An 18,485-nucleotide genomic window follows, 5' to 3' on the forward strand; every position below is an offset into this window, starting at 1 on the left:
CGTTTTTCGCCGGCCGCGGTTGATCGGCCGCATTGCCAGCCCGGCCCCCGCGCTCTAGAAAATGGTCATGGCGCTGACCGACTTGGCCAATCCGACCCGATTTATCGCGCTGGTCGCGCGAGCGCTGCCGTGGCTCGCCGCCGCGACCGCCATCGTCATGGCCATCGCCTTCTATCTCGCCTTCTTCGGCTCGCCCGCCGACTACCAGCAGGGCAGCACCGTCCGGATCATGTATGTCCATGTGCCTTCGGCCTGGCTGTCGCTGTTCTGCTATGCGCTGATGGCGGCGGCCTCGATCGGCACACTGGTCTGGCGCCACCCGCTTGCCGACGTCTCGGCCAAGGCGGCGGCGCCCATCGGGGCGGCCTTCACCTTCATCTGCCTCGCAACCGGTTCGCTCTGGGGCCGGCCGATGTGGGGGACCTGGTGGATCTGGGACGCGCGGCTGACCTCGCAGCTCATCCTTCTGCTCATGTATCTCGGCCTGATGGCGCTCTGGCGCGCGGTCGATGATCCCGGTCGGGCCGGCCGCGCCGCTGCCGTCCTGACACTGGTCGGAACGATCAACCTGCCGATCATCAAGTTCTCCGTCGACTGGTGGAACACCCTGCACCAGCCGGCCTCCGTCTTCCGGCTCGACGGCCCGACGATCCATCCGTCCATCCTCACACCGCTGCTGGTCGCCGCGATCGCCTTCACCCTGCTCTTCGTCACCTTGCATCTGGCGGCGATGCGCAACGAGATCCTGCGGCGCCGGGTGCGTGCCATGCAGATGGTGGCGGCGCAGCGCGAGATGCCGACGGGCGCCGCGCCGGTTCCGGGAGAGTGAACGCCATCATGTTCGGTTCCGATCCCCATACCGGCTTCATCCTCGCCTCCTATGCGGTGACGGTGATTACCCTTGGCCTGGTCGCCGGCTGGATCGTCGTCGACCACCGCACCCAGAAGGCGCGGCTGGCGGATCTCGAGGCCCGCGGCATCACCCGCCGCTCGGCCCGCGGCGGAGACCTTTCGTCGTGACCGATACAGCAACCCCGGCGCCGAAGCGCCGCTCGTGGTTCGCCTATCTCCCGTTGGTGCTCTTCGCCGCGCTGGTTGCCGTCTTCCTCGTCGGCCTGCGCGGTGATCCGCAGCGTCTGCCCTCAGCCCTGATCGGCCGGCCAGCGCCGCAATTCGACCTCGCGCCGCTCGCCGGCCTCGACCGGCCAGGCTTCCGCACCGCCGACCTCGCCGGTCATGTCACCGTGGTCAATGTCTTCGCCTCCTGGTGCATCCCCTGCCACGAGGAGCATCCGTTCCTCATGGAGCTGGCGAAGGACACGCGCATTCGCATTGCCGGGATCAACCAGAAGGACCAGCCGGACAATGCGCGCCGTTTCCTTGGCCGCAATGGCAATCCCTATGCGCTGGTCGGCGTCGACCCAGCCGGCCGGGCGGTGATCGACTGGGGCGTCTATGGCGTGCCCGAGACCTTCGTCGTCGGCCGCGACGGCACGATCCTCTTCAAGCATGTCGGGCCGATCACGGCGCAGGTGCTGGCGGGGATCATCCGGCCGGAGGTCGAGAAGGCGCTGGCGCGGTAGGGCCGGGCGAAGCCTCCCCCGAAACGCCGGGATGCGCCGTGTGCCGGGCCACCGCACACTTGGTGCGGGCAGCGGAGGGAACGCCATGACCGAACTCCTCATCGAACGCCACGGGCCTGTGGCGGTGCTGATCCTCAACCGCCCGCAGGCGATGAACGCCCTGTCGCAGTCGCTCATCCGCTCGCTGACGGCCGCGGTCGCCGCCCTCGGCCGCGACGAAACGGCGCGGGTCCTGGTGCTGACCGGGGCCGGCGAGCGTGCCTTCTGCGCGGGTCTCGACCTCAAGGAACTGGGCTCCGCGCCGGGCCTGCTCGGCACGGCGGAGGGCGGCGAGAGGCCGAATCCGGTCCGCGCCATCGAGCAGTGCCCGAAGCCGGTCATCGCCGCGATCAACGGCGTCGCCATCACCGGCGGAGTCGAACTGGCGCTCGCCTGCGACATTCTCATCGCCGCCGAGACCGCGCGCTTCGCCGATACCCATCAGCGCGTCGGCGTCATTCCCGGCTGGGGCCTGAGCCAGAAGCTGTCCCGCATCATCGGCCCTTCCAGGGCGAAGGAAATGGCCTTTTCCGGCCGGTTCGTCACGGCGGCCGAAGCCAGCGCCTGGGGCCTTGTCAGCCGCACCGTGCCGCCGGGCGGGTTGATGACCGAGGTGCTGGCGCTGGCAGGCGAGATCGCCGAGGTCGATGCGGGCTTTCTCGCCGGTTACAAGCGTCTGATGGACGCGGGTTACAGCCTGCCCTTCGGCGAGGCGATGGCGCTCGAGGCGGACTGGTCGCGGCAGCACAACAGCGCCCTTGCTCCGGCGGATCTGGCGGCCCGCCGGGAGGGCGTCCAGTCCAGGGGCCGGTCGCGCTGAGCGGGGGGCGAACCCCTCGTCATCATCGCGTCATGCGAAGAGGGTGTTGACGGACGGGGCGCGGCATGTCCAAGAACGCGCCGCTATCTCAACCGGGTCCCGGCTTTGCCGCCGCGGACCCGTTTTCAGTTTCCATGCAAGAGCGGAGACCTCGCATGAGCTCATGGCCCGTCTATCATGAAATCACCGGTCCGATCGTCATGATCGGCTTCGGCTCCATCGGCCGCGGCACGCTGCCGCTGATCGAGAGGCATTTCAAATATGATCAGGCGCGCCTGACGGTCATCGATCCTGTCGACACCGACCGCAAGCTTCTGGACGAGCGCGGCATCCGCTTCGTGCAGGAGCATGTCACGCAGGAGAACTACAAGGACCTGCTGACCCCGCTGCTCACCGCCGGCGGCGGCAAGGGCTTCTGCGTCAACCTGTCGGTCGACACCTCCTCCGTCGACATCATGGAGCTTTGCCGCGAACTCGGCTGCTTCTACATCGACACGGTGGCCGAGCCCTGGGCCGGCTTCTATTTCGACACGTCGAAGGGTCCGGCCGCGCGTTCCAATTACATGCTGCGCGAGCGGGTGCTGGAGGCGCGGGAGCGCAATCCGGGCGGCATCACAGCCGTCTCCTGCTGCGGCGCCAATCCGGGCATGGTGTCCTGGTTCGTCAAGCAGGCGCTGCTCAATGTCGCCACCGACCACAAGGTCGATTTCACCGAGCCGAAGACCAAGGCGGAATGGGCAGCGCTCGCCGCCAGGGTCGGCGTCAAGGGCATCCACATCGCCGAGCGCGATACCCAGCGCTCGAAGAAGCCGAAGCCGCCCAATGTCTTCGTCAACACCTGGTCGGTCGAGGGTTTCGTGTCGGAAGGCATGCAGCCGGCCGAGCTCGGCTGGGGCACGCACGAGACCTGGATGCCGGCCAATGCCGGCACGCATGAGACCGGCTGCGGCGCCGCCATCTACCTGCTGCAGCCCGGCGCCAATACCCGCGTCCGGTCCTGGTGCCCGACGCCGGGCGCCCAGTACGGCTTCCTCGTCACCCATAACGAGGCCATTTCCATCGCCGATTACCTGACAGTGCGCGATGCCTCGGGCAAGGTCACCTACCGGCCGACCTGCCACTATGCCTATCATCCGGCGAACGACGCGGTGCTGTCGCTGCACGAGATGTTCGGCGCCGCCGGCAAGCGCCAGGATAGCTGGCACATCCTCGACGAGAACGAGATCGAGGACGGCATCGACGAACTCGGCGTGCTGCTCTACGGCCATGCCGGCAATGCCTACTGGTACGGTTCGCAGCTCTCCATCGAGGAGACGCGGCGCATCGCCCCCTACCAGAATGCCACCGGATTGCAGGTGACCTCGGCCGTGCTCGCCGGCATGGTCTGGGCGCTGGAGAACCCGGAGGCCGGCATCGTCGAGGCTGACGACATGGATTTCCGCCGCTGCCTCGAGGTGCAGAGGCCCTATCTCGGGCCGGTGATCGGCACCTATACCGACTGGACGCCGCTCGCCGGGCGCCCGGGCTTCTTCCCGGAGGACATCGACACCTCCGATCCCTGGCAGTTCAGGAATATTCTCGTCCGCGACTGAGCCGGGCGACACGGATCGCATGCGAAGGGCGGGCCTCAGGTCCGCCCTTCGTTTTTTGTTCACTGAAGGAATGCCCCACCCGCACCCTCCCCTCTGGCGAGGGGAGGGGACTTCGACGTCGCGTATATCCGGACAGCGGTTCAGCCAGGCACGACCGGCGAAGAAGAGGCGGTCGGTTGTAGTCCCCCTCTCCTCGCGCCAGCGAGGGGAGGGTGCGGGTGGGGCGTTCTGGCTCGTGACAGCCGCCCTCAGGCGCGGCTCTCCAGTGCATCCTCGAACAGGCCGAGCGCCGCGGCGGCGAAGGCGCGCATGTTGGCGGCGCGGTCGTCCGACCCGGTCCGCAGGGTCGTGGCCATGACGGTAGGACCATCGAGGCCGAGGCAGGCATGGCCGGCGGGATCGCCGTAGCGGTTGCCCGTGGGCCCGGTGGCCCCCGTCTCGGACAGGCCCCAGGTGGCGCCGTGGCGCTCGCGGATCGTCTTCGCCATCAGCGCCGCCCAGGGCTCGGAGGCCGAGCGGATGCCGGATTCCACCATCTGCCGGGTCGAGATGCCGAGCAGGGCGTCGCGGGCCTTCGGCGTGTAGACCACGGCGCCGCCGAGATAATAGGCCGAGGCGCCGGGGACCGAGAGCAGGGCCGCCGAGATGAGCCCGCCGGCGGAGGATTCCGACACGGCGACGGTTTCCCCCCGGTCGACCAGCAGGCGGCCGATGCGGGTGGCGATGGCGTCGAGATCCATGGACGTCTCCGATCTGGAACGGTTGGCGGACCCTGCCCGAGCCGGCGGGGCGGTGCAACGCGGCCGTCGGGCGGAGCCGGCGCGGGTGTCGCCGGCGGTCCTGTGGGCGGTCCCATGGACGCTGGCCGAGCGACCGCTTGGCATCCGTCTTGCCACAAGGAGGCGGGGTTCAGCGCCGCTGCGCCGCCCAGCCAGGATTTGCCATGACCCGCGCCCTCGCCGCTGTCGCCGCCATCCCCGATGACGACATGGCTGCCCAGAAATCAGGCAAATCGCCACGGGTCTCCCATGCCAGGCCCTTCATCGCCTTCGAGAAGGTCTCGGTGCGCTTCGGCAAGGGCGACAAGCAGGTCCAGGCCCTGGCGGAGACGAGCCTCGCCATCCACGAGGGTGATTTCGTTGCGCTTGTCGGCCCCTCAGGCTGTGGCAAGTCCACGCTCCTGAAGCTGGTCGGCGACCTGCTGAAGCCCTCGACCGGCCATGTCTTCGTCGCCGGCCGCGAGATCGGTGCGACGCCGATCCGCATCGGCATGGCCTACCAGAATCCGACCCTGCTGCCCTGGCTCACCATCCGCGACAACGTCATGATGCCGCTGAAGATCGTGGCGCCGTTCCGGTCGCAGTTCAGGGCCAAGCGGCGGGGCGAGTTCCGCGACCGGGCCGACGCGTTGCTGGCCCAGGTCGGCCTCGCCGGCTTCGGCGACAAATATCCCTGGCAGCTCTCGGGCGGCATGATGCAGCGGGCGAACCTCTGCCGCGCCCTTGTCCACGAACCCGATCTGCTGCTCCTCGACGAGCCTTTCGGCGCCCTCGACCAGTTCACCCGCGAGGAGCTCTGGCAGATCATGCAGGAGCTGTGGATGGCCAAGAAGACCACCGTGCTCCTCGTCACCCACGACCTGCGCGAGGCCGCCTTCCTCGCCAACCGCATCTGCGTGATGAGCGCCCGGCCGGGCCGGATCCTCGACGATTCGCCCGTCGATTTTGCCCGCCCGCGCAGCATCGACATGACCTACGAGCCGGATTTCGTGGCGCTGAACCAGCAGTTGCGCAGCCTCATCGTCGCGGCCCGCGGCGGCACCGGCATCGTCCAGGCGGGAGGGCACTGACATGGACGGGATCCTGGACCTGGTGCGGCGCAAGTCCGCCTCCATCGCGCTGATCATCGGCGTCTTCGTCGTCTGGGAGCTCGCCTGTCTCGTCGGCGGCATTTCCGATATCGTGCTGCCGCGCCCGAGCCAGATCATCGCCTCGCTGATCGAGTACTGGCCGGCGATCCAGCCCCATGCGGCGCAGACCCTGTTCACGACGCTGGTGGGATTTGCCATCGGCGTTGTCATCGGCATCCTGTTCGGCGTCGGGATCGGCTCCTCGCGCCTCGCCTATGACACCGCCTATCCCCTCCTCGTCGGCATCTCCTCGATCCCCAAGGTGGCGGTGGTGCCGATCTTCGTCCTGTGGTTCGGCGCCGGCACCGTGCCGGCCATTCTCACCGCGGCGATCATCTCGATCTTCCCGATCGTCGTGAATGTCGCGACCGGCATCGCCACGGTGGAGCCGGAGCTCGAGGACGTCATGAAGACGCTGAAGGCGTCGAAGTGGGACATTCTCTGGAACGTTTCGCTGCCGCGCTCCATGCCCTATTTCTTCGCCTCGCTGAAGGTGGCGGTGACGCTGGCCTTCGTCGGCTCGGTGGTGGCCGAGACGGTGGCCTCCAACCGCGGCATCGGCAACATGATGATGGTGGCCTCCTCCACCTTCAACGTGCCGCTGGTCTTTGCCGGCCTCTTCATCCTCGCCGGCCTCGGCGTCGGGCTCTATGCGCTGTTCTCCATCGCCGAGAGCCGCGTCACCGGTTGGGCCCACCGCAAGGACCTGGCGGTGACGTGACGCGATCCAGGCCGTGAGGCACAGTCGCCCGCCGTCCTGCCAGCGGAGACCCCTATGCGCATCATCACCTGCTCCGCCCTCATCGACCGCGACGGCACCCGCGGACCTTCGCGGCTGACGCTCGACAGCGACGGGATCACCGCGGTCGAGGCGCTGCCGGCGGGGGCGGTGCATGACGACCTCGTGGTCATGCCGGCGCTGGCCAATGCCCATGACCACGGCCGCACCATCCGCACATCCTCCATCGGCGGCTTCGGCCGGCCGCTGGAGGTCTGGCTGCACCGCCTCAGGCTTTTCGCGCCGCTCGATCCCTATCTGGCGGCGGCCGCGCCCTTCGCCCGCGCCGTCGCCGGCGGACAGGGGGCGACCATGGTCCACTATACCGGCGTGCAGGGCCTGACCCCCTATGTCGACGAGGTCCGGGAGGTGGCCCGAGCGGCGTCGGACGCCGGGCTGCGCATCGCCTTCGCCCTCGCGATGCGCAACCAGAACCCGCTGGTCTATGGCGACAGTGTGCCGGTCCTCGACCAGCTCTCAGGCGACGCGCGGGCCGAGGTGGAAAGGCGCTTCCTGTCGGTGACGCCGCTGTCGGTGGCGGCACAACTCGAACGGGTCGATGCGGTGGCCGAAGCCATCGGCGGGCCGATGGTCGACGTGCAATATGGTCCGCAGGGCGTGCAATGGGCCACGCCGGATCTGCTGGAGGCCATCGCCCAGGCCTCGGCGACGACGGGGCGGCGGGTCCACATGCATCTCTTGGAAACGCGCTACCAGCGCGACTATGCCGACCGCACCTTTCCGCAGGGCATCGTCACCTATCTGAAGGAGATCGGCCTCCTGTCGCCGCGCCTGACCCTGGCGCATTGCGTCTGGGCGCGGCCCGACGAACTGGAACTCCTGGCCGAGGCGGGCGTCACGGTCTCGGTCAATACCTCGTCGAACCTGGCGCTGCGCTCGGGCCTCGCGCCGGTGGCCGCCATGCTGAAGGCGGGCGTGAAACTCGCCATCGGAATCGATGGCCAGGCCTTCGACGAGGACGACGACCTCCTGCGCGAAATGCGGCTGATCTGGTCACTCCATGCCGGCTGGGGATTCGACCGCGCACTCAGCCCGGCCGACGTGCTGGACGCCGTGCTCGCCACCGGCCACCGGACCCTGAATTCGCCGGTGACCGGACGCCTCGCGCCGGGGGCGCCGGCCGATCTCGTGCTTGTCGACCGGGCGCTGCTCGACGCTGACGCGCTGATGCCGGTGGAGCCGGTGGAGCTGCTGTTCGCGCGGGCCACGGCCCGCCACGTCAAGGAGACGATCGTCGCCGGCCGCACCATCGTGCGGGACGGCACGGTGACGGGGATCGACGCCGAGGCCATCCATCGGGAGGTCCGCAGCCGGCTCAGGGCGGGGATGGCCGGCTCCGACCGGTTCCGGGCCGTCCTGCCGGAGCTGGAGACGACAATCTGCCGCCACTTCACTGAGCGGCTGGGCTGTTGCTAAACGGGCCGCTTGGCCTAGATTGCCGCATCCCCCTTCCCACTGATCAAGGATGGCATCATGGTCCTGCGCTTCCTCGCGAAACTCGCCCTCGCCGGCGTCGCGACACTCGGTCTCGCCGCCACCGCCGCCGCGCAGGCCCCGAGGGAGCTCCGGATCTTCAACTGGTCGAACTATATCGACGAGCAGGTGCTGCGCGACTTCGAGCGCGAATTCAACGCCAAGATCACCTACGACACCTATGATTCCAACGAGGTGCTGGAGACCCGGCTGCTCGCTGGGCGCACCGGCTATGACATCGTCGTGCCCTCGGCCCCCTTCCTGTCGCGGCAGATCGCGGCCGGTGTCCACCAGCGGCTGGACATGGCGAAGATCCCCAACCGCGTCCATCTCTGGCCGGAGATCCAGCGCCGGGTCGCCGCCTATGATCCCGGCAATGCCTATTCGGTGACCTATCTGTGGGGCACCACCGGCATCGGCTACAACGTCGCCAAGATCCGCGAGCGGATGCCCGACGCGCCGCTCGATTCCTGGAAGCTGGCCTTCGATTTCGACACGCTGGCGAAGTTCCGGGACTGCGGCATCCATTTCATCGACACGGTCGAGGATTTCCTGCCCTCGGTGATGCGCTATCTCGGTCGCGATCCGAATTCGAAGCGGGCCGAGGACTGGGAGGCCGCGGCCGCCCATGTGCAGAAGCTGCGCACCCTCGTCACCAAGTTCCACTCGTCGGAATATATCGCGGCGCTGGCCAATGGCGACATCTGCCTCGCCGTCGGCTATTCGGGCGACATCTTCCAGGCGCAGAAGCGGGCGAAGGAGGCGGGCAACGGCGTCGACATCCAGTATGTCATCCCGAAGGAAGGCGCGCAGATGTGGTTCGACCAGATGGCGATCCCGGCCGATGCGCCGAATGCCGACCTGGCCCATGCCTTCATCAACTACCTCAACCGCCCCGAAGTCATCGCCAGGGTGGCGAGCTTCGTCTCCTATGCCAGTGGCAACCTGGCGGCGAAGCCGCTGATCGCGCCTGCCGTGCGCGACAATCCCTCCGTCTATCCGCCGGATGCGGTGATGGCGCGGCTCTTCACCGTCACCAGTCCGGACGCGCGTCTGCAGCGCGTCATCACCCGCGCCTGGACGCGGGCGAAGACCGGCCGCTAGCGCCGTGGAGCCTCCCGAACGTCCTGCCCGTGGCGCCTTCGCGCCCTGGGACGAGCCGGCTGCCCAGCCGCTCGTGGTCTTCGACGGCGTGACCAAGCGCTTCGGCGCGGAGACCGCCGTTTCCGATCTGACCCTCGCCGTCTACGAGCGCGAGTTCTTCGCCCTGCTGGGTCCGTCCGGCTGCGGCAAGTCCACCCTGATGCGGATGCTCGCAGGGTTCGAGACGCCGAGTGCCGGCCGCGTTCTGCTGGCCGGACAGGACCTTGCCGGCCTGCCGCCGCATGTCAGGCCCGTCAACATGATGTTCCAGTCCTACGCGCTCTTCCCGCATATGAGCGTGGAGAAGAACATCGCTTTCGGGCTGGAGATGGACGGCCGGCCGCGCGACGAGGTCGGCGCCCGCGTCGCCGAGGCGCTGCGGATGGTGAAGCTCGAGGGCCTCGCCGGGCGTCGGCCGCACCAGCTCTCCGGCGGTCAGCGGCAGCGCGTGGCGCTTGCCCGCGCCCTGGTGAAGCGGCCGAAGCTACTCCTCCTCGACGAGCCGCTCGGCGCCCTCGACCGCAAGCTGCGCGAGGAGACGCAGTTCGAGCTGATGGCGCTGCAGGAGCGGCTCGGCCTCACCTTCATCATCGTCACCCACGACCAGGACGAGGCCATGACCATGGCGACGCGCATTGCCGTCATGGACAAGGGGCGACTCGCCCAGGTGGGAACGCCGCCCGTCATCTACGAGGCGCCGGCGACGCGCCACGTCGCAGGCTTCATCGGCGAGATCAACCTGGTGGAGGGGACGGTTTCGGGCTGCGATGGCCGTCGCGTCACCGTGGCGACGGCGGTCGGCGATCTGACCGTCGCCGATGCCGTGGACAGCGTGGCGGTCGGCCAGATGGTGGCAGTGGCCTGGCGGCCGGAGAAGACACGCATCGTGCGGGGAGGCGAGGCGATCTCCAATGGCCGCGCGGTGATTTCCGGGACGGTGCACGACATCGGCTATCTCGGGGGACGCACGACCTATCACGTGGACGTCTCCGGCCTCCGGCTGAAGGCGGCAGTGGCGAATGCCGCGCGCAGCATCGAGCGGCCGCTCGGAACGGGCGAGGCGGTGAAGCTGGCGGTGGCGCCGGACGCGCTCTTGTTGCTGGTGCGGTGAGCCATGAGTGAGCGCGCCACCCGCCGCACGATCATTCTCGTGCCCTATCTGTGGCTGGCGCTGTTCTTCCTCGTGCCCTTCGCCATTGTGGCGAAGATGTCGCTGTCGCAGGTGGCGACCGCCATCCCGCCCTATGTGCCGGTCTTCGGGCTCGCCGATGGGCCGGCCGGCTGGTTCGCCAAGGCGCGCGAGCTCTCCCTCGACAATTACGGTGTCATCGTCGGCGACCGGCTCTATGTCGACGCCTTCCTCGCCTCGTTGCGCATCGCCGCGATCGGCACGGCCATCCTTCTCGTCATCGGCTATCCCATCGCCCATGCCATGGCGCGCGCGCCGGAACGCTGGCGGCCGATCCTGGTCATGGCGGTGATCCTGCCATTCTGGACGAGCTTCCTGATCCGCGTCTATGCCTGGATCGGCATCCTCAAGCCGGAGGGCCTGCTCAACGAGTTGCTGCTCGGCCTGGGGCTGATCGGCACGCCGCTCCAGATCGCCAATACCGAGACGGCGGTGCTGATCGGCGTCGTCTATTCCTATCTGCCCTTCATGGTGCTGCCGCTCTACGCGACGCTGGAGCGCATGGACCGGACGCTGCTGGAGGCCGCCCAGGATCTGGGCTGCCCGCCCTGGAAGGCGTTCTGGCGCATCACCCTGCCCTTGTCCCTGCCCGGCATCGTGGCCGGCTGCTTTCTCTGCTTCATCCCGATCACCGGCGAGGTGGTGATCCCCGATCTGCTCGGCGGTTCCGACACGCTGATGATCGGCAAGACGCTGTGGACGGAGTTCTTTTCCAACCGCGACTGGCCGGTGGCCTCGGCGGTGGCAGTGTTGCTTCTGGTCATCCTCGTCGGGCCGATCATGGTCTATCAGCGTCAGCAAGCGCGGCAGATGGAGGCGGGACGATGACCTCGCAGCGCTCCCGCGCCCTCGACGCCACGGCCCTGACGCTGGGCTTCGCCTTCCTCTACCTGCCGATCGTCATCCTGGTGATCTTCTCCTTCAATGCGAGCCAGCTCGTCACCGTCTGGGGCGGGTTCTCGACCCGCTGGTATGCCGCCATCTGGCAGAACCGCCAGCTCATGGACGCCGCCTGGATGACGCTGAAGGTCGCCGCAGCCTCGGCCGCCTTCGCCACGGTGGTGGGCACGCTGGCAGCGCTGGCCCTCACACGCTATGCGCGGTTCCGCGGCCGGACGCTGTTTTCCGGGCTCGTCTATGCGCCGATCGTCATGCCGGAGGTGATCACCGGCCTGTCGCTGCTGCTGCTCTTCGTGTCGCTCGGCATCGACCGCGGCTTCTGGACGGTGACCGTGGCGCATGCGACCTTCACCTGCGGCTTCGTGGCGGTGGTGGTGCAGTCGCGGCTCGTCACCTTCGACCGGTCGCTGGAGGAGGCGGCGGCCGATCTCGGCGCGACGCCGGCCCAGGTCTTCTGGCGCATCACGTTGCCGATCATCGCCCCGGCCGTGGTGGCGGGCTTCCTCCTCGCCTTCACCCTGTCGCTGGACGATCTCGTTCTTGCTTCCTTCACGACGGGGCCAGGCTCCACGACCCTGCCGATGCGCATCTACAGCCAGGTGCGGCTTGGCGTGACGCCGGAGATCAACGCCATCTCCACCCTGATGATCGCTGCGGTGACGGTGCTGGTGATCGCCGCCTCGCTCGCCACCAAGCGCAGCGCCGCGGCGCATTGACAGCCGGGTGGTTGACCCGGGGGCCGCGACGGTGATTTCTGGCGGGATACCCCGTCCGTTCCGCGAGCGCCCATGTCCGCCGTCGCCAATCTCCTCGGAATCCTCGACCTCGAACGCCTCGAGGTGAACCTGTTCCGCGGCAAGAGCCCGCAGGACGGCTGGCAGCGCGTCTTCGGCGGCCAGGTCATCGGCCAGGCGCTGGTGGCGGCCTGCCGCACGGTGGAGGAACGCCGGCCGCATTCGCTGCACGGCTATTTCGTCCTGCCGGGCGATCCCAAGGCGCCGATCATCTACGAGGTCGAGCGGGTGCGGGACGGGCGCAGCTTCTCCACCCGGCGGGTGCGGGCGATCCAGCACGGGGCGGCGATCTTCTCGCTTTCGGCCTCCTTCCATGTCGAGGAGGAGGGCGAGGAGCACCAGTTTGCCATGCCGGACGTGCCACCGCCCGAGGCGCTGAAGTCGGAGACCGACGTGCGCCAGCTCTTCCATGCCCATATGCCCGAGGCGATGAAGGCCTATTTCGCCCGCGAGCGGCCCATTGAGATCCGCCCGGTCGAGTTCGGCCGCTATACCGGCGAGAGCCAGCCGGAGGGCAAGTTCCATGTCTGGATCCGCACCACCGCTCCCTTGCCCGACGACCCCGTCGTCCACCGCTGCGTGCTCGCCTATGCCTCCGACATGACGCTGCTGGACGCGGCCAACGTGCCGCATGGCCGCTCGTTCTTCGACCAGTCGGTGCAGGCGGCGAGCCTCGACCACGCCATGTGGTTCCACCGGCCGTTCCGGGCCGACGACTGGCTGCTCTATGCCCATGATTCGCCGTCCGGGCAGAACGCGCGCGGGTTTACCCGCGGCTCGATCTACACGCGACAGGGCGTGCTGGTGGCCTCCGTGGCCCAGGAAGGCCTGCTGCGGAAGAAGCGCGGCTGAGGCGGCTGCCTCGTTCATGGGCAATTGTCCGGGCCGAAGACGGCTGAACCGGGGCAGCCTCCTGTGTCTGCCTAAAAATGCGGCATTGGTCACTCCCGGGCCCGACCGCGGCCACCGGAGGCCTTCTCAACCCATTGGCAATGCTTCGAAAAACGCCACGATTCGACTGTGGCACGCGACTTGATTCCCTGATTGCGGTTCGGACGGCGGCCTTCGGGTTTGCGGTCCGCTCGCAGACACACACGCTTCGGCAGGACCTCGTCCCAACGGAGCCAATTCGGGGATGACGACATGAAGATCGTAATGGCGATCATCAAGCCATTCAAACTGGAGGAGGTCCGAGACGCCCTGACGGGGATCGGGGTCCACGGCCTGACCGTCACCGAGGTGAAGGGATATGGACGCCAGAAGGGCCATACCGAGATCTATCGCGGCGCTGAATATGCCGTGAGCTTCCTGCCGAAGCTGAAGATCGAGGTCGCCGTGCCCGGCACGGATGTCGAGAAGGTGGTCGCGGCCATTGCCGGCGCCGCCAAGACCGGCCAGATCGGCGACGGCAAGATCTTCGTGACGTCGATCGAGCACGCCGTCCGCATCCGGACCGGCGAAACCGACGTCGACGCGCTGTGACGCACCCTCCCACCGCACAAGACATGCCTCTGGAGATTTTCCACATGATGAGATCGAGCCTTTCCAGGTGGGGCCTCGGCGCGCTAGCGCTGGCGGGCTTTGCCGCGGCCCTTGCCGAACCCGCCCTCGCGCAGGCGCCGGCCGCTACCCCGCCGAAGCCGACCGCGGGCGACACCGCCTTCGTTCTCTTCTCGTCCTATCTGGTCCTGCTGATGGTCATCCCCGGCCTGGCGCTGTTCTATGGCGGCCTGGTCCGTGCCAAGAACATGCTGTCGGTGCTGACCCAGGTCTTCACCATCGTTGCCGTCGTTTCGATCATCTACGTGGTCTACGGCTATTCGCTGTCCTTCACCTCGGGAGGCGGGCTGAACGCCTTCGTCGGCGGCTTCTCCAAGGCCTTCCTGATGGGCGTCGACGCCAATTCCACGGCGGCAACCTTCTCCAACGGCGTCGTCATCCCGGAATATGCCTATATCTTGTTCCAGATGACCTTCGCCTGCATCACCCCGGCCCTCATCGTCGGCGCCTTCGCCGAACGCGTGAAGTTCTCGGCGCTGCTGCTATTCACCGTGCTCTGGGTCACCTTCATCTACTTCCCGATGGCCCACATGGTCTGGTACTGGGCCGGCCCCGACGCCATCGCCAATGCGGTCAAGGCGGTTGCTGCCGCCGGTTCCGACGCGGCGGCCAAGGCTGCGGCCGAGGCGAAGCTCGCCGAGGTCAAGGCTGATGCCGGCCTGCTCTTCTCGTGGGGTGCCCTCGACTTCGCCGGCGGCACGGTCGTTCACATCAATGCGGGCATTGCCGGCCTTGTCGGCTGCATCGTCATCGGCAAGCGCATCGGCTACGGCAAGGAGCTCATGCCTCCCCACTCGCTGGTCATGACGCTGATTGGCGGCGCCCTGCTCTGGGTCGGCTGGTTCGGTTTCAACGCCGGCTCCAACCTCGAGGCCAATGGCGTTGCCGCTATGGCCGCGATCAACACCTATGTCGCGACCGGTGCCGCGACACTGTCATGGCTCTTCGTCGAATGGGCCGCCAAGGGCAAGCCGTCGCTGCTCGGAGCCGTCTCGGGCGCCATTACTGGGCTCGTCGCGGTGACGCCGGCCGCCGGCTTTGCCGGCCCGATGGGCGCCATCGTCCTCGGCCTCGTCTCCGGTGGCGTCTGCTTCATCTTCTGCTCGACGGTGAAGAACGCCTTCGGTTACGACGACACGCTGGACGTTTTCGGCATCCACTGTGTCGGCGGCATCATCGGTGCCCTCGGTACGGGAATCCTGGTGAATACCGCCCTCGGCGGCGCCGGCATCCCTGACTACGAATCGAAGCCCGGCGAACTCGCTGTCGGCGCCTATGATTTCGGGACGGCGATGTTGGCCCAGATAAAGGGCGTGCTCTTCACCATCGTCTGGTCCGGGATCGGCTCCTTCATCATCTTCAAGATCGTCGATGTGATCATCGGCCTGCGGGTGACGGCGGACCGCGAGCGCGAGGGTCTCGACCTCGCAGAGCACGGCGAGCGCGCCTACAACCTCTGACGCCTGCCCTCCTTCAGGCTTCACACTCCCCGGCGCAGCGATGCGCCGGGGTTTTTATTGGTGCGGACCGGTCCCGTCGATCTGCCTGGCCGGGGGCGACGATGGTTAATCCAACGTCAACCGTTGCCTCGCTAAGGTTCGCACCTGAACCGGAGGGCCTGCCGGGGAGGGCGTGCCGCAGGGCCGCCCCGCCGCGGGTCCTCGCTCGCATGGGATGGAATGACGATGGCAGTGGTGCGCCGGCACACCGGACCTTCGCTGGTTCCCGACGGTCTGGGCGGCGCGATGCGGCGCCAGCTGCGCCGGCTCGCAGGGCTCGGCATTCTGGCGGGTGTTGTCGTCGCCGCCGTCGCCATGCTCACCTGGACGGCCGGCGACCCCTCGCTGAGCCACGCCACCAATGCGCCGGTGAAGAACTGGATCGGGCGACCTGGCGCGATCCTCGCCGACCTGCTGATGCAGCTCTTCGGCCTTGCCGCCATCGTCCTCCTGTCGGTGGCCGCCATCTGGGGCTGGCTGATGCTGCGCGCCCGCCCCTTTGACCGCGAGGGCCTGCGCGTGCCGCTGGGCATCGGCGCGGCGATGATCCTGGCGGTCGGCGCCTCGCTGCTGCCCTCCCCGTCCGGCTGGCCGCTGCCGACCGGCATCGGCGGCGTGATCGGCGACGGCGGCCTGACCGTCATCTCCGCCGTCTTCGGCCGCATGACCGGCCTGTCGCGCATCGTGGCGCTGGCGGTGACCGGCCTCGTTGGCCTCTTCCTGTTCGCTGCCGCCATCGGGCTGGTTCTGCGACCGGAGCCGGAGACGCCGGAGGAGGAGATCGAGCGCATCGCGCCCAAGGCGCGGCGTCCGGCCGACGACGACGACCATGAGCCAGGCCTCGTCGGGGGCATGGTGTCGAGTGCTGTGGGCGCCGTTGCCCATGGCGTGCTGTCGACCAAGGCGCGCCTCGCCCGCCTGGTGGCGGAGGCGCCGCAGACCGCCCGCAGCGCGGCCGGTGCACCACCGGCCGAAGCGGCGGTTCGTCCCGCTCCGGGGCTCGGCGCCCGGGCCAAGGCCTTCTTCACCGAGCCGGACGACGACGGCTTGTCGGCGCCGCGGAAGACTTCCGGCGTCCGCCGTGAACCGGTCATCGAGGCCGCCGCCCCCGACCGCCAGCCGCGCACCTATCACGCGCCACTGGCCGGCCGGCCGGTGCCCGACGAGCCTGTGGCGGTGGAAGCGCCGCGCATCGCTCCGGCCCACGAGCCCGACGACGACATGCCGCTGCCCTCGGAGCCGTCGCCGAAGCCCGTCGCCGGACCGCGCATCCATGCGCCGGCCCCCGCGCCACGCCCCGCCGCGATCCAGCAGAAACTGCCGCTTCCGCCGCCGGACGGGGCCGACGACACCTACGAGATGCCGCCGCTCGATCTGCTGACCGAACCCAAGCCCTCCGAGCGGGACGCCTCCATGTCGATGGAGGTGCTGCAGGACAATGCCGCCACGCTGGCCTCGGTGCTCGACGATTTCGGCGTGCGCGGCGAGATCATCAATGTGCGTCCCGGCCCGGTGGTCACGCTCTACGAACTGGAGCCGGCGCCCGGCACGCGCTCCAACCGCGTCATCGGCCTCGCCGACGACATCGCCCGTTCGATGTCGGCGATCTCTGCCCGCGTCGCCCTCGTCGCCGGCCGCAACGCCATCGGCATCGAACTGCCGAATGCCAAGCGCGAGAACGTGCTGCTGCGCGAGATGCTGGCGAGCCAGGACTTCATCACCGCCAAGGAGAAGCTGCCAATCGCGCTTGGCAAGACGATCGGCGGCGACCCGGTCATCGCCGACCTCGCCAAGATGCCGCATCTGCTCGTCGCTGGCACCACCGGCTCGGGCAAGTCGGTCGCCATCAACACCATGATCCTGTCGCTGCTCTACCGGCTCCGCCCGGACCAGTGCCGCCTGATCATGGTCGACCCGAAGATGCTGGAACTGTCCATCTATGACGGCATTCCCCATCTGCTGACCCCCGTCGTCACCGATCCGAAGAAGGCGGTGGTGGCGCTGAAATGGGCGGTCCGCGAGATGGAGGAACGCTACAAGAAGATGTCGAAGCTCGGCGTCCGCAATATCGACGGCTTCAACGCCCGTATGGCACAGGCGAAGGCCAAGGGCGAGGTACTCACCCGCACCGTCCAGACCGGCTTCGACCGCGAGACCGGCGAGGCCATCTACGAGCAGGAGGAAATGGGCCTCGAGCCGATCCCCTATATCGTCGTCATCGTCGACGAGATGGCCGACCTGATGATGGTCGCCGGCAAGGAGATCGAGGGCGCCATCCAGCGCCTCGCCCAGATGGCGCGCGCGGCTGGCATCCACCTGATCATGGCGACGCAGCGCCCCTCGGTCGACGTCATCACCGGCACGATCAAGGCGAATTTCCCGACCCGCATCTCCTTCCAGGTGACCTCGAAGATCGATAGCCGCACCATTCTCGGCGAGCAGGGGGCCGAGCAGCTCCTCGGCCGCGGCGACATGCTCTACATGGCCGGCGGCGGCCGCATCAGCCGCGTTCACGGTCCCTTCGTCTCCGACGAGGAGGTCGAGCGCATCGTCGGGCACCTCAAGATGCAGGGGGCGCCGGACTATCTCGACGCCGTCACCACCGACGACGATGACGGCATGGACGGTGATGGCGACGACGGCGCCGTCTTCGACAAGGGTGCCTTCGGCGAGGAACCGGCCGACCTCTACGACAAGGCCGTTCAGGTGGTGCTCCGCGACAAGAAGGCCTCCACCTCCTATATCCAGCGCCGCCTGCAGATCGGCTACAATCGCGCCGCTTCGCTGATCGAACGGATGGAGCGCGAGGGCCTCGTCGGCCCGGCCAACCATGCGGGAAAGCGCGAGATCCTGATGCCGGAGGCGGCGGACTGACGGGCTCCCGCCTCGAAATCGCCCCACCGTCTGCCTAACAGCCCTTCACCATGATTCCGATGACCGAGCCGCTCCGAGGACCGACGATGACCGCCATGCCCTGCGCGAACCATCGCCTGTCCCGTCCCGCGCTGGCGCGGCGGACGGTCGTGCTGTCCGCCGTTCTCGGCATGGCCCTGGCGACCGGCACCATGCCGGCCGCGGCCAGCGAGCGGCCCTTCCTCCTCGCCCAGCAGGGTGCGCCGCTCCAGCTGGGTCCGGCGGGCGGTGCGGCGCCACCGCGCGGCGCGCCCTCCGCGCCTCCCGCCCAG

18 protein-coding genes are annotated in these 18,485 nt (G+C 68.2%); 17 read left to right on the forward strand and 1 reads right to left on the reverse strand.

What is annotated here, in order from left to right:
• Window positions 1-67 precede the first annotated feature (67 nt).
• The 5 genes from Q0C57_RS11185 to Q0C57_RS11205 all read left to right on the forward strand — a co-directional run bounded on the left by Q0C57_RS11185 (window position 68) and on the right by Q0C57_RS11205 (window position 4,034).
• Entirely contained in the window at window positions 68-829 is a 762-nt protein-coding gene (locus Q0C57_RS11185; protein ID WP_296576343.1) for a heme ABC transporter permease, read from the forward strand.
• Between the two features lie 8 nt (window positions 830-837).
• The gene (gene ccmD / locus Q0C57_RS11190; protein WP_296576406.1) at window positions 838-1,020 is read left to right on the forward strand and encodes a heme exporter protein CcmD; all 183 of its coding nucleotides are present in this window, start codon (window positions 838-840) and stop codon (window positions 1,018-1,020) included.
• Complete coding sequence (locus Q0C57_RS11195) at window positions 1,017-1,583, forward strand: DsbE family thiol:disulfide interchange protein (RefSeq protein ID WP_296576345.1); 567 nt, start codon at window positions 1,017-1,019, stop codon at window positions 1,581-1,583. The genes ccmD and Q0C57_RS11195 overlap by 4 nt, the downstream gene beginning before the upstream one ends.
• Window positions 1,584-1,668: 85 nt before the next feature.
• Window positions 1,669-2,442 carry an enoyl-CoA hydratase gene (locus tag Q0C57_RS11200; protein ID WP_296576348.1) on the forward strand — a complete coding sequence of 258 codons (774 nt, stop codon included), beginning with the start codon at window positions 1,669-1,671 and terminating at the stop codon, window positions 2,440-2,442.
• A 155-nt stretch (window positions 2,443-2,597) separates the two neighbouring features.
• Entirely contained in the window at window positions 2,598-4,034 is a 1,437-nt protein-coding gene (locus tag Q0C57_RS11205) for a homospermidine synthase (protein WP_296576350.1), read from the forward strand.
• 248 nt (window positions 4,035-4,282) lie between these two features.
• Here the strand turns inward: Q0C57_RS11205 and Q0C57_RS11210 are convergent, their stop codons facing one another.
• The gene (locus Q0C57_RS11210; RefSeq protein ID WP_296576353.1) at window positions 4,283-4,774 is read right to left on the reverse strand and encodes a CinA family protein; all 492 of its coding nucleotides are present in this window, start codon (window positions 4,772-4,774) and stop codon (window positions 4,283-4,285) included.
• A 203-nt stretch (window positions 4,775-4,977) separates the two neighbouring features.
• On the opposite strand from Q0C57_RS11210, the gene Q0C57_RS11215 reads away from it, so the two are divergent.
• The 12 genes from Q0C57_RS11215 to Q0C57_RS11270 form a co-directional block, all read left to right on the forward strand.
• Window positions 4,978-5,883 carry an ABC transporter ATP-binding protein gene (locus tag Q0C57_RS11215; protein WP_296576356.1) on the forward strand — a complete coding sequence of 302 codons (906 nt, stop codon included), beginning with the start codon at window positions 4,978-4,980 and terminating at the stop codon, window positions 5,881-5,883.
• A gap of 1 nt (window position 5,884) precedes the next feature.
• Complete coding sequence (locus Q0C57_RS11220; RefSeq protein ID WP_296576359.1) at window positions 5,885-6,664, forward strand: ABC transporter permease; 780 nt, start codon at window positions 5,885-5,887, stop codon at window positions 6,662-6,664.
• Window positions 6,665-6,718: 54 nt separating this feature from the next.
• The gene (locus Q0C57_RS11225) at window positions 6,719-8,158 is read left to right on the forward strand and encodes an amidohydrolase family protein (protein WP_296576362.1); all 1,440 of its coding nucleotides are present in this window, start codon (window positions 6,719-6,721) and stop codon (window positions 8,156-8,158) included.
• 57 nt (window positions 8,159-8,215) lie between these two features.
• A complete protein-coding gene (locus tag Q0C57_RS11230) occupies window positions 8,216-9,319 on the forward strand; it encodes a polyamine ABC transporter substrate-binding protein (protein ID WP_296576364.1) in 1,104 nt (367 codons plus the stop codon).
• A gap of 4 nt (window positions 9,320-9,323) precedes the next feature.
• Window positions 9,324-10,469, forward strand: a complete 1,146-nt coding sequence (locus tag Q0C57_RS11235) for an ABC transporter ATP-binding protein (RefSeq protein WP_296576368.1) — start codon at window positions 9,324-9,326, stop codon at window positions 10,467-10,469.
• Between the two features lie 3 nt (window positions 10,470-10,472).
• Window positions 10,473-11,375, forward strand: coding sequence for an ABC transporter permease (locus Q0C57_RS11240; RefSeq protein ID WP_296576369.1), 903 nt, complete (start codon window positions 10,473-10,475; stop codon window positions 11,373-11,375).
• Complete coding sequence (locus Q0C57_RS11245; protein ID WP_296576372.1) at window positions 11,372-12,163, forward strand: ABC transporter permease; 792 nt, start codon at window positions 11,372-11,374, stop codon at window positions 12,161-12,163. The genes Q0C57_RS11240 and Q0C57_RS11245 overlap by 4 nt, the downstream gene beginning before the upstream one ends.
• A 72-nt stretch (window positions 12,164-12,235) precedes the next feature.
• Complete coding sequence (gene tesB, locus Q0C57_RS11250) at window positions 12,236-13,093, forward strand: acyl-CoA thioesterase II (protein ID WP_296576377.1); 858 nt, start codon at window positions 12,236-12,238, stop codon at window positions 13,091-13,093.
• Between the two features lie 291 nt (window positions 13,094-13,384).
• The gene (locus Q0C57_RS11255; RefSeq protein ID WP_106750014.1) at window positions 13,385-13,723 is read left to right on the forward strand and encodes a P-II family nitrogen regulator; all 339 of its coding nucleotides are present in this window, start codon (window positions 13,385-13,387) and stop codon (window positions 13,721-13,723) included.
• A 44-nt stretch (window positions 13,724-13,767) separates the two neighbouring features.
• Window positions 13,768-15,261, forward strand: coding sequence for an ammonium transporter (locus Q0C57_RS11260; RefSeq protein WP_296576383.1), 1,494 nt, complete (start codon window positions 13,768-13,770; stop codon window positions 15,259-15,261).
• A gap of 225 nt (window positions 15,262-15,486) precedes the next feature.
• Window positions 15,487-18,174, forward strand: a complete 2,688-nt coding sequence (locus Q0C57_RS11265) for a DNA translocase FtsK (protein WP_296576386.1) — start codon at window positions 15,487-15,489, stop codon at window positions 18,172-18,174.
• A gap of 86 nt (window positions 18,175-18,260) precedes the next feature.
• Window positions 18,261-18,485: hypothetical protein (locus tag Q0C57_RS11270; RefSeq protein ID WP_296576388.1), on the forward strand; the 225-nt coding region annotated here is incomplete at its 3' end.

This window comes from Phreatobacter sp. (assembly GCF_022843985.1).
Lineage (GTDB): Bacteria > Pseudomonadota > Alphaproteobacteria > Rhizobiales > Phreatobacteraceae > Phreatobacter.

Bases quoted from the DNA above. Each gene is read 5' to 3' on its own strand.
- Q0C57_RS11185 (WP_296576343.1), top strand. From the start codon at position 68: ATGGCGCTGACCGACTTGGCCAATCCGACCCGATTTATCGCGCTGGTC.
- ccmD (WP_296576406.1), top strand. From the start codon at position 838: ATGTTCGGTTCCGATCCCCATACCGGCTTCATCCTCGCCTCCTATGCG.
- Q0C57_RS11200 (WP_296576348.1), top strand. From the start codon at position 1,669: ATGACCGAACTCCTCATCGAACGCCACGGGCCTGTGGCGGTGCTGATC.
- Q0C57_RS11205 (WP_296576350.1), top strand. From the start codon at position 2,598: ATGAGCTCATGGCCCGTCTATCATGAAATCACCGGTCCGATCGTCATG.
- Q0C57_RS11210 (WP_296576353.1), bottom strand. From the start codon at position 4,774: ATGGATCTCGACGCCATCGCCACCCGCATCGGCCGCCTGCTGGTCGAC.
- Q0C57_RS11215 (WP_296576356.1), top strand. From the start codon at position 4,978: ATGACCCGCGCCCTCGCCGCTGTCGCCGCCATCCCCGATGACGACATG.
- Q0C57_RS11220 (WP_296576359.1), top strand. From the start codon at position 5,885: ATGGACGGGATCCTGGACCTGGTGCGGCGCAAGTCCGCCTCCATCGCG.
- Q0C57_RS11225 (WP_296576362.1), top strand. From the start codon at position 6,719: ATGCGCATCATCACCTGCTCCGCCCTCATCGACCGCGACGGCACCCGC.
- Q0C57_RS11230 (WP_296576364.1), top strand. From the start codon at position 8,216: ATGGTCCTGCGCTTCCTCGCGAAACTCGCCCTCGCCGGCGTCGCGACA.
- Q0C57_RS11240 (WP_296576369.1), top strand. From the start codon at position 10,473: ATGAGTGAGCGCGCCACCCGCCGCACGATCATTCTCGTGCCCTATCTG.
- Q0C57_RS11245 (WP_296576372.1), top strand. From the start codon at position 11,372: ATGACCTCGCAGCGCTCCCGCGCCCTCGACGCCACGGCCCTGACGCTG.
- tesB (WP_296576377.1), top strand. From the start codon at position 12,236: ATGTCCGCCGTCGCCAATCTCCTCGGAATCCTCGACCTCGAACGCCTC.
- Q0C57_RS11255 (WP_106750014.1), top strand. From the start codon at position 13,385: ATGAAGATCGTAATGGCGATCATCAAGCCATTCAAACTGGAGGAGGTC.
- Q0C57_RS11260 (WP_296576383.1), top strand. From the start codon at position 13,768: ATGATGAGATCGAGCCTTTCCAGGTGGGGCCTCGGCGCGCTAGCGCTG.
- Q0C57_RS11265 (WP_296576386.1), top strand. From the start codon at position 15,487: ATGGCAGTGGTGCGCCGGCACACCGGACCTTCGCTGGTTCCCGACGGT.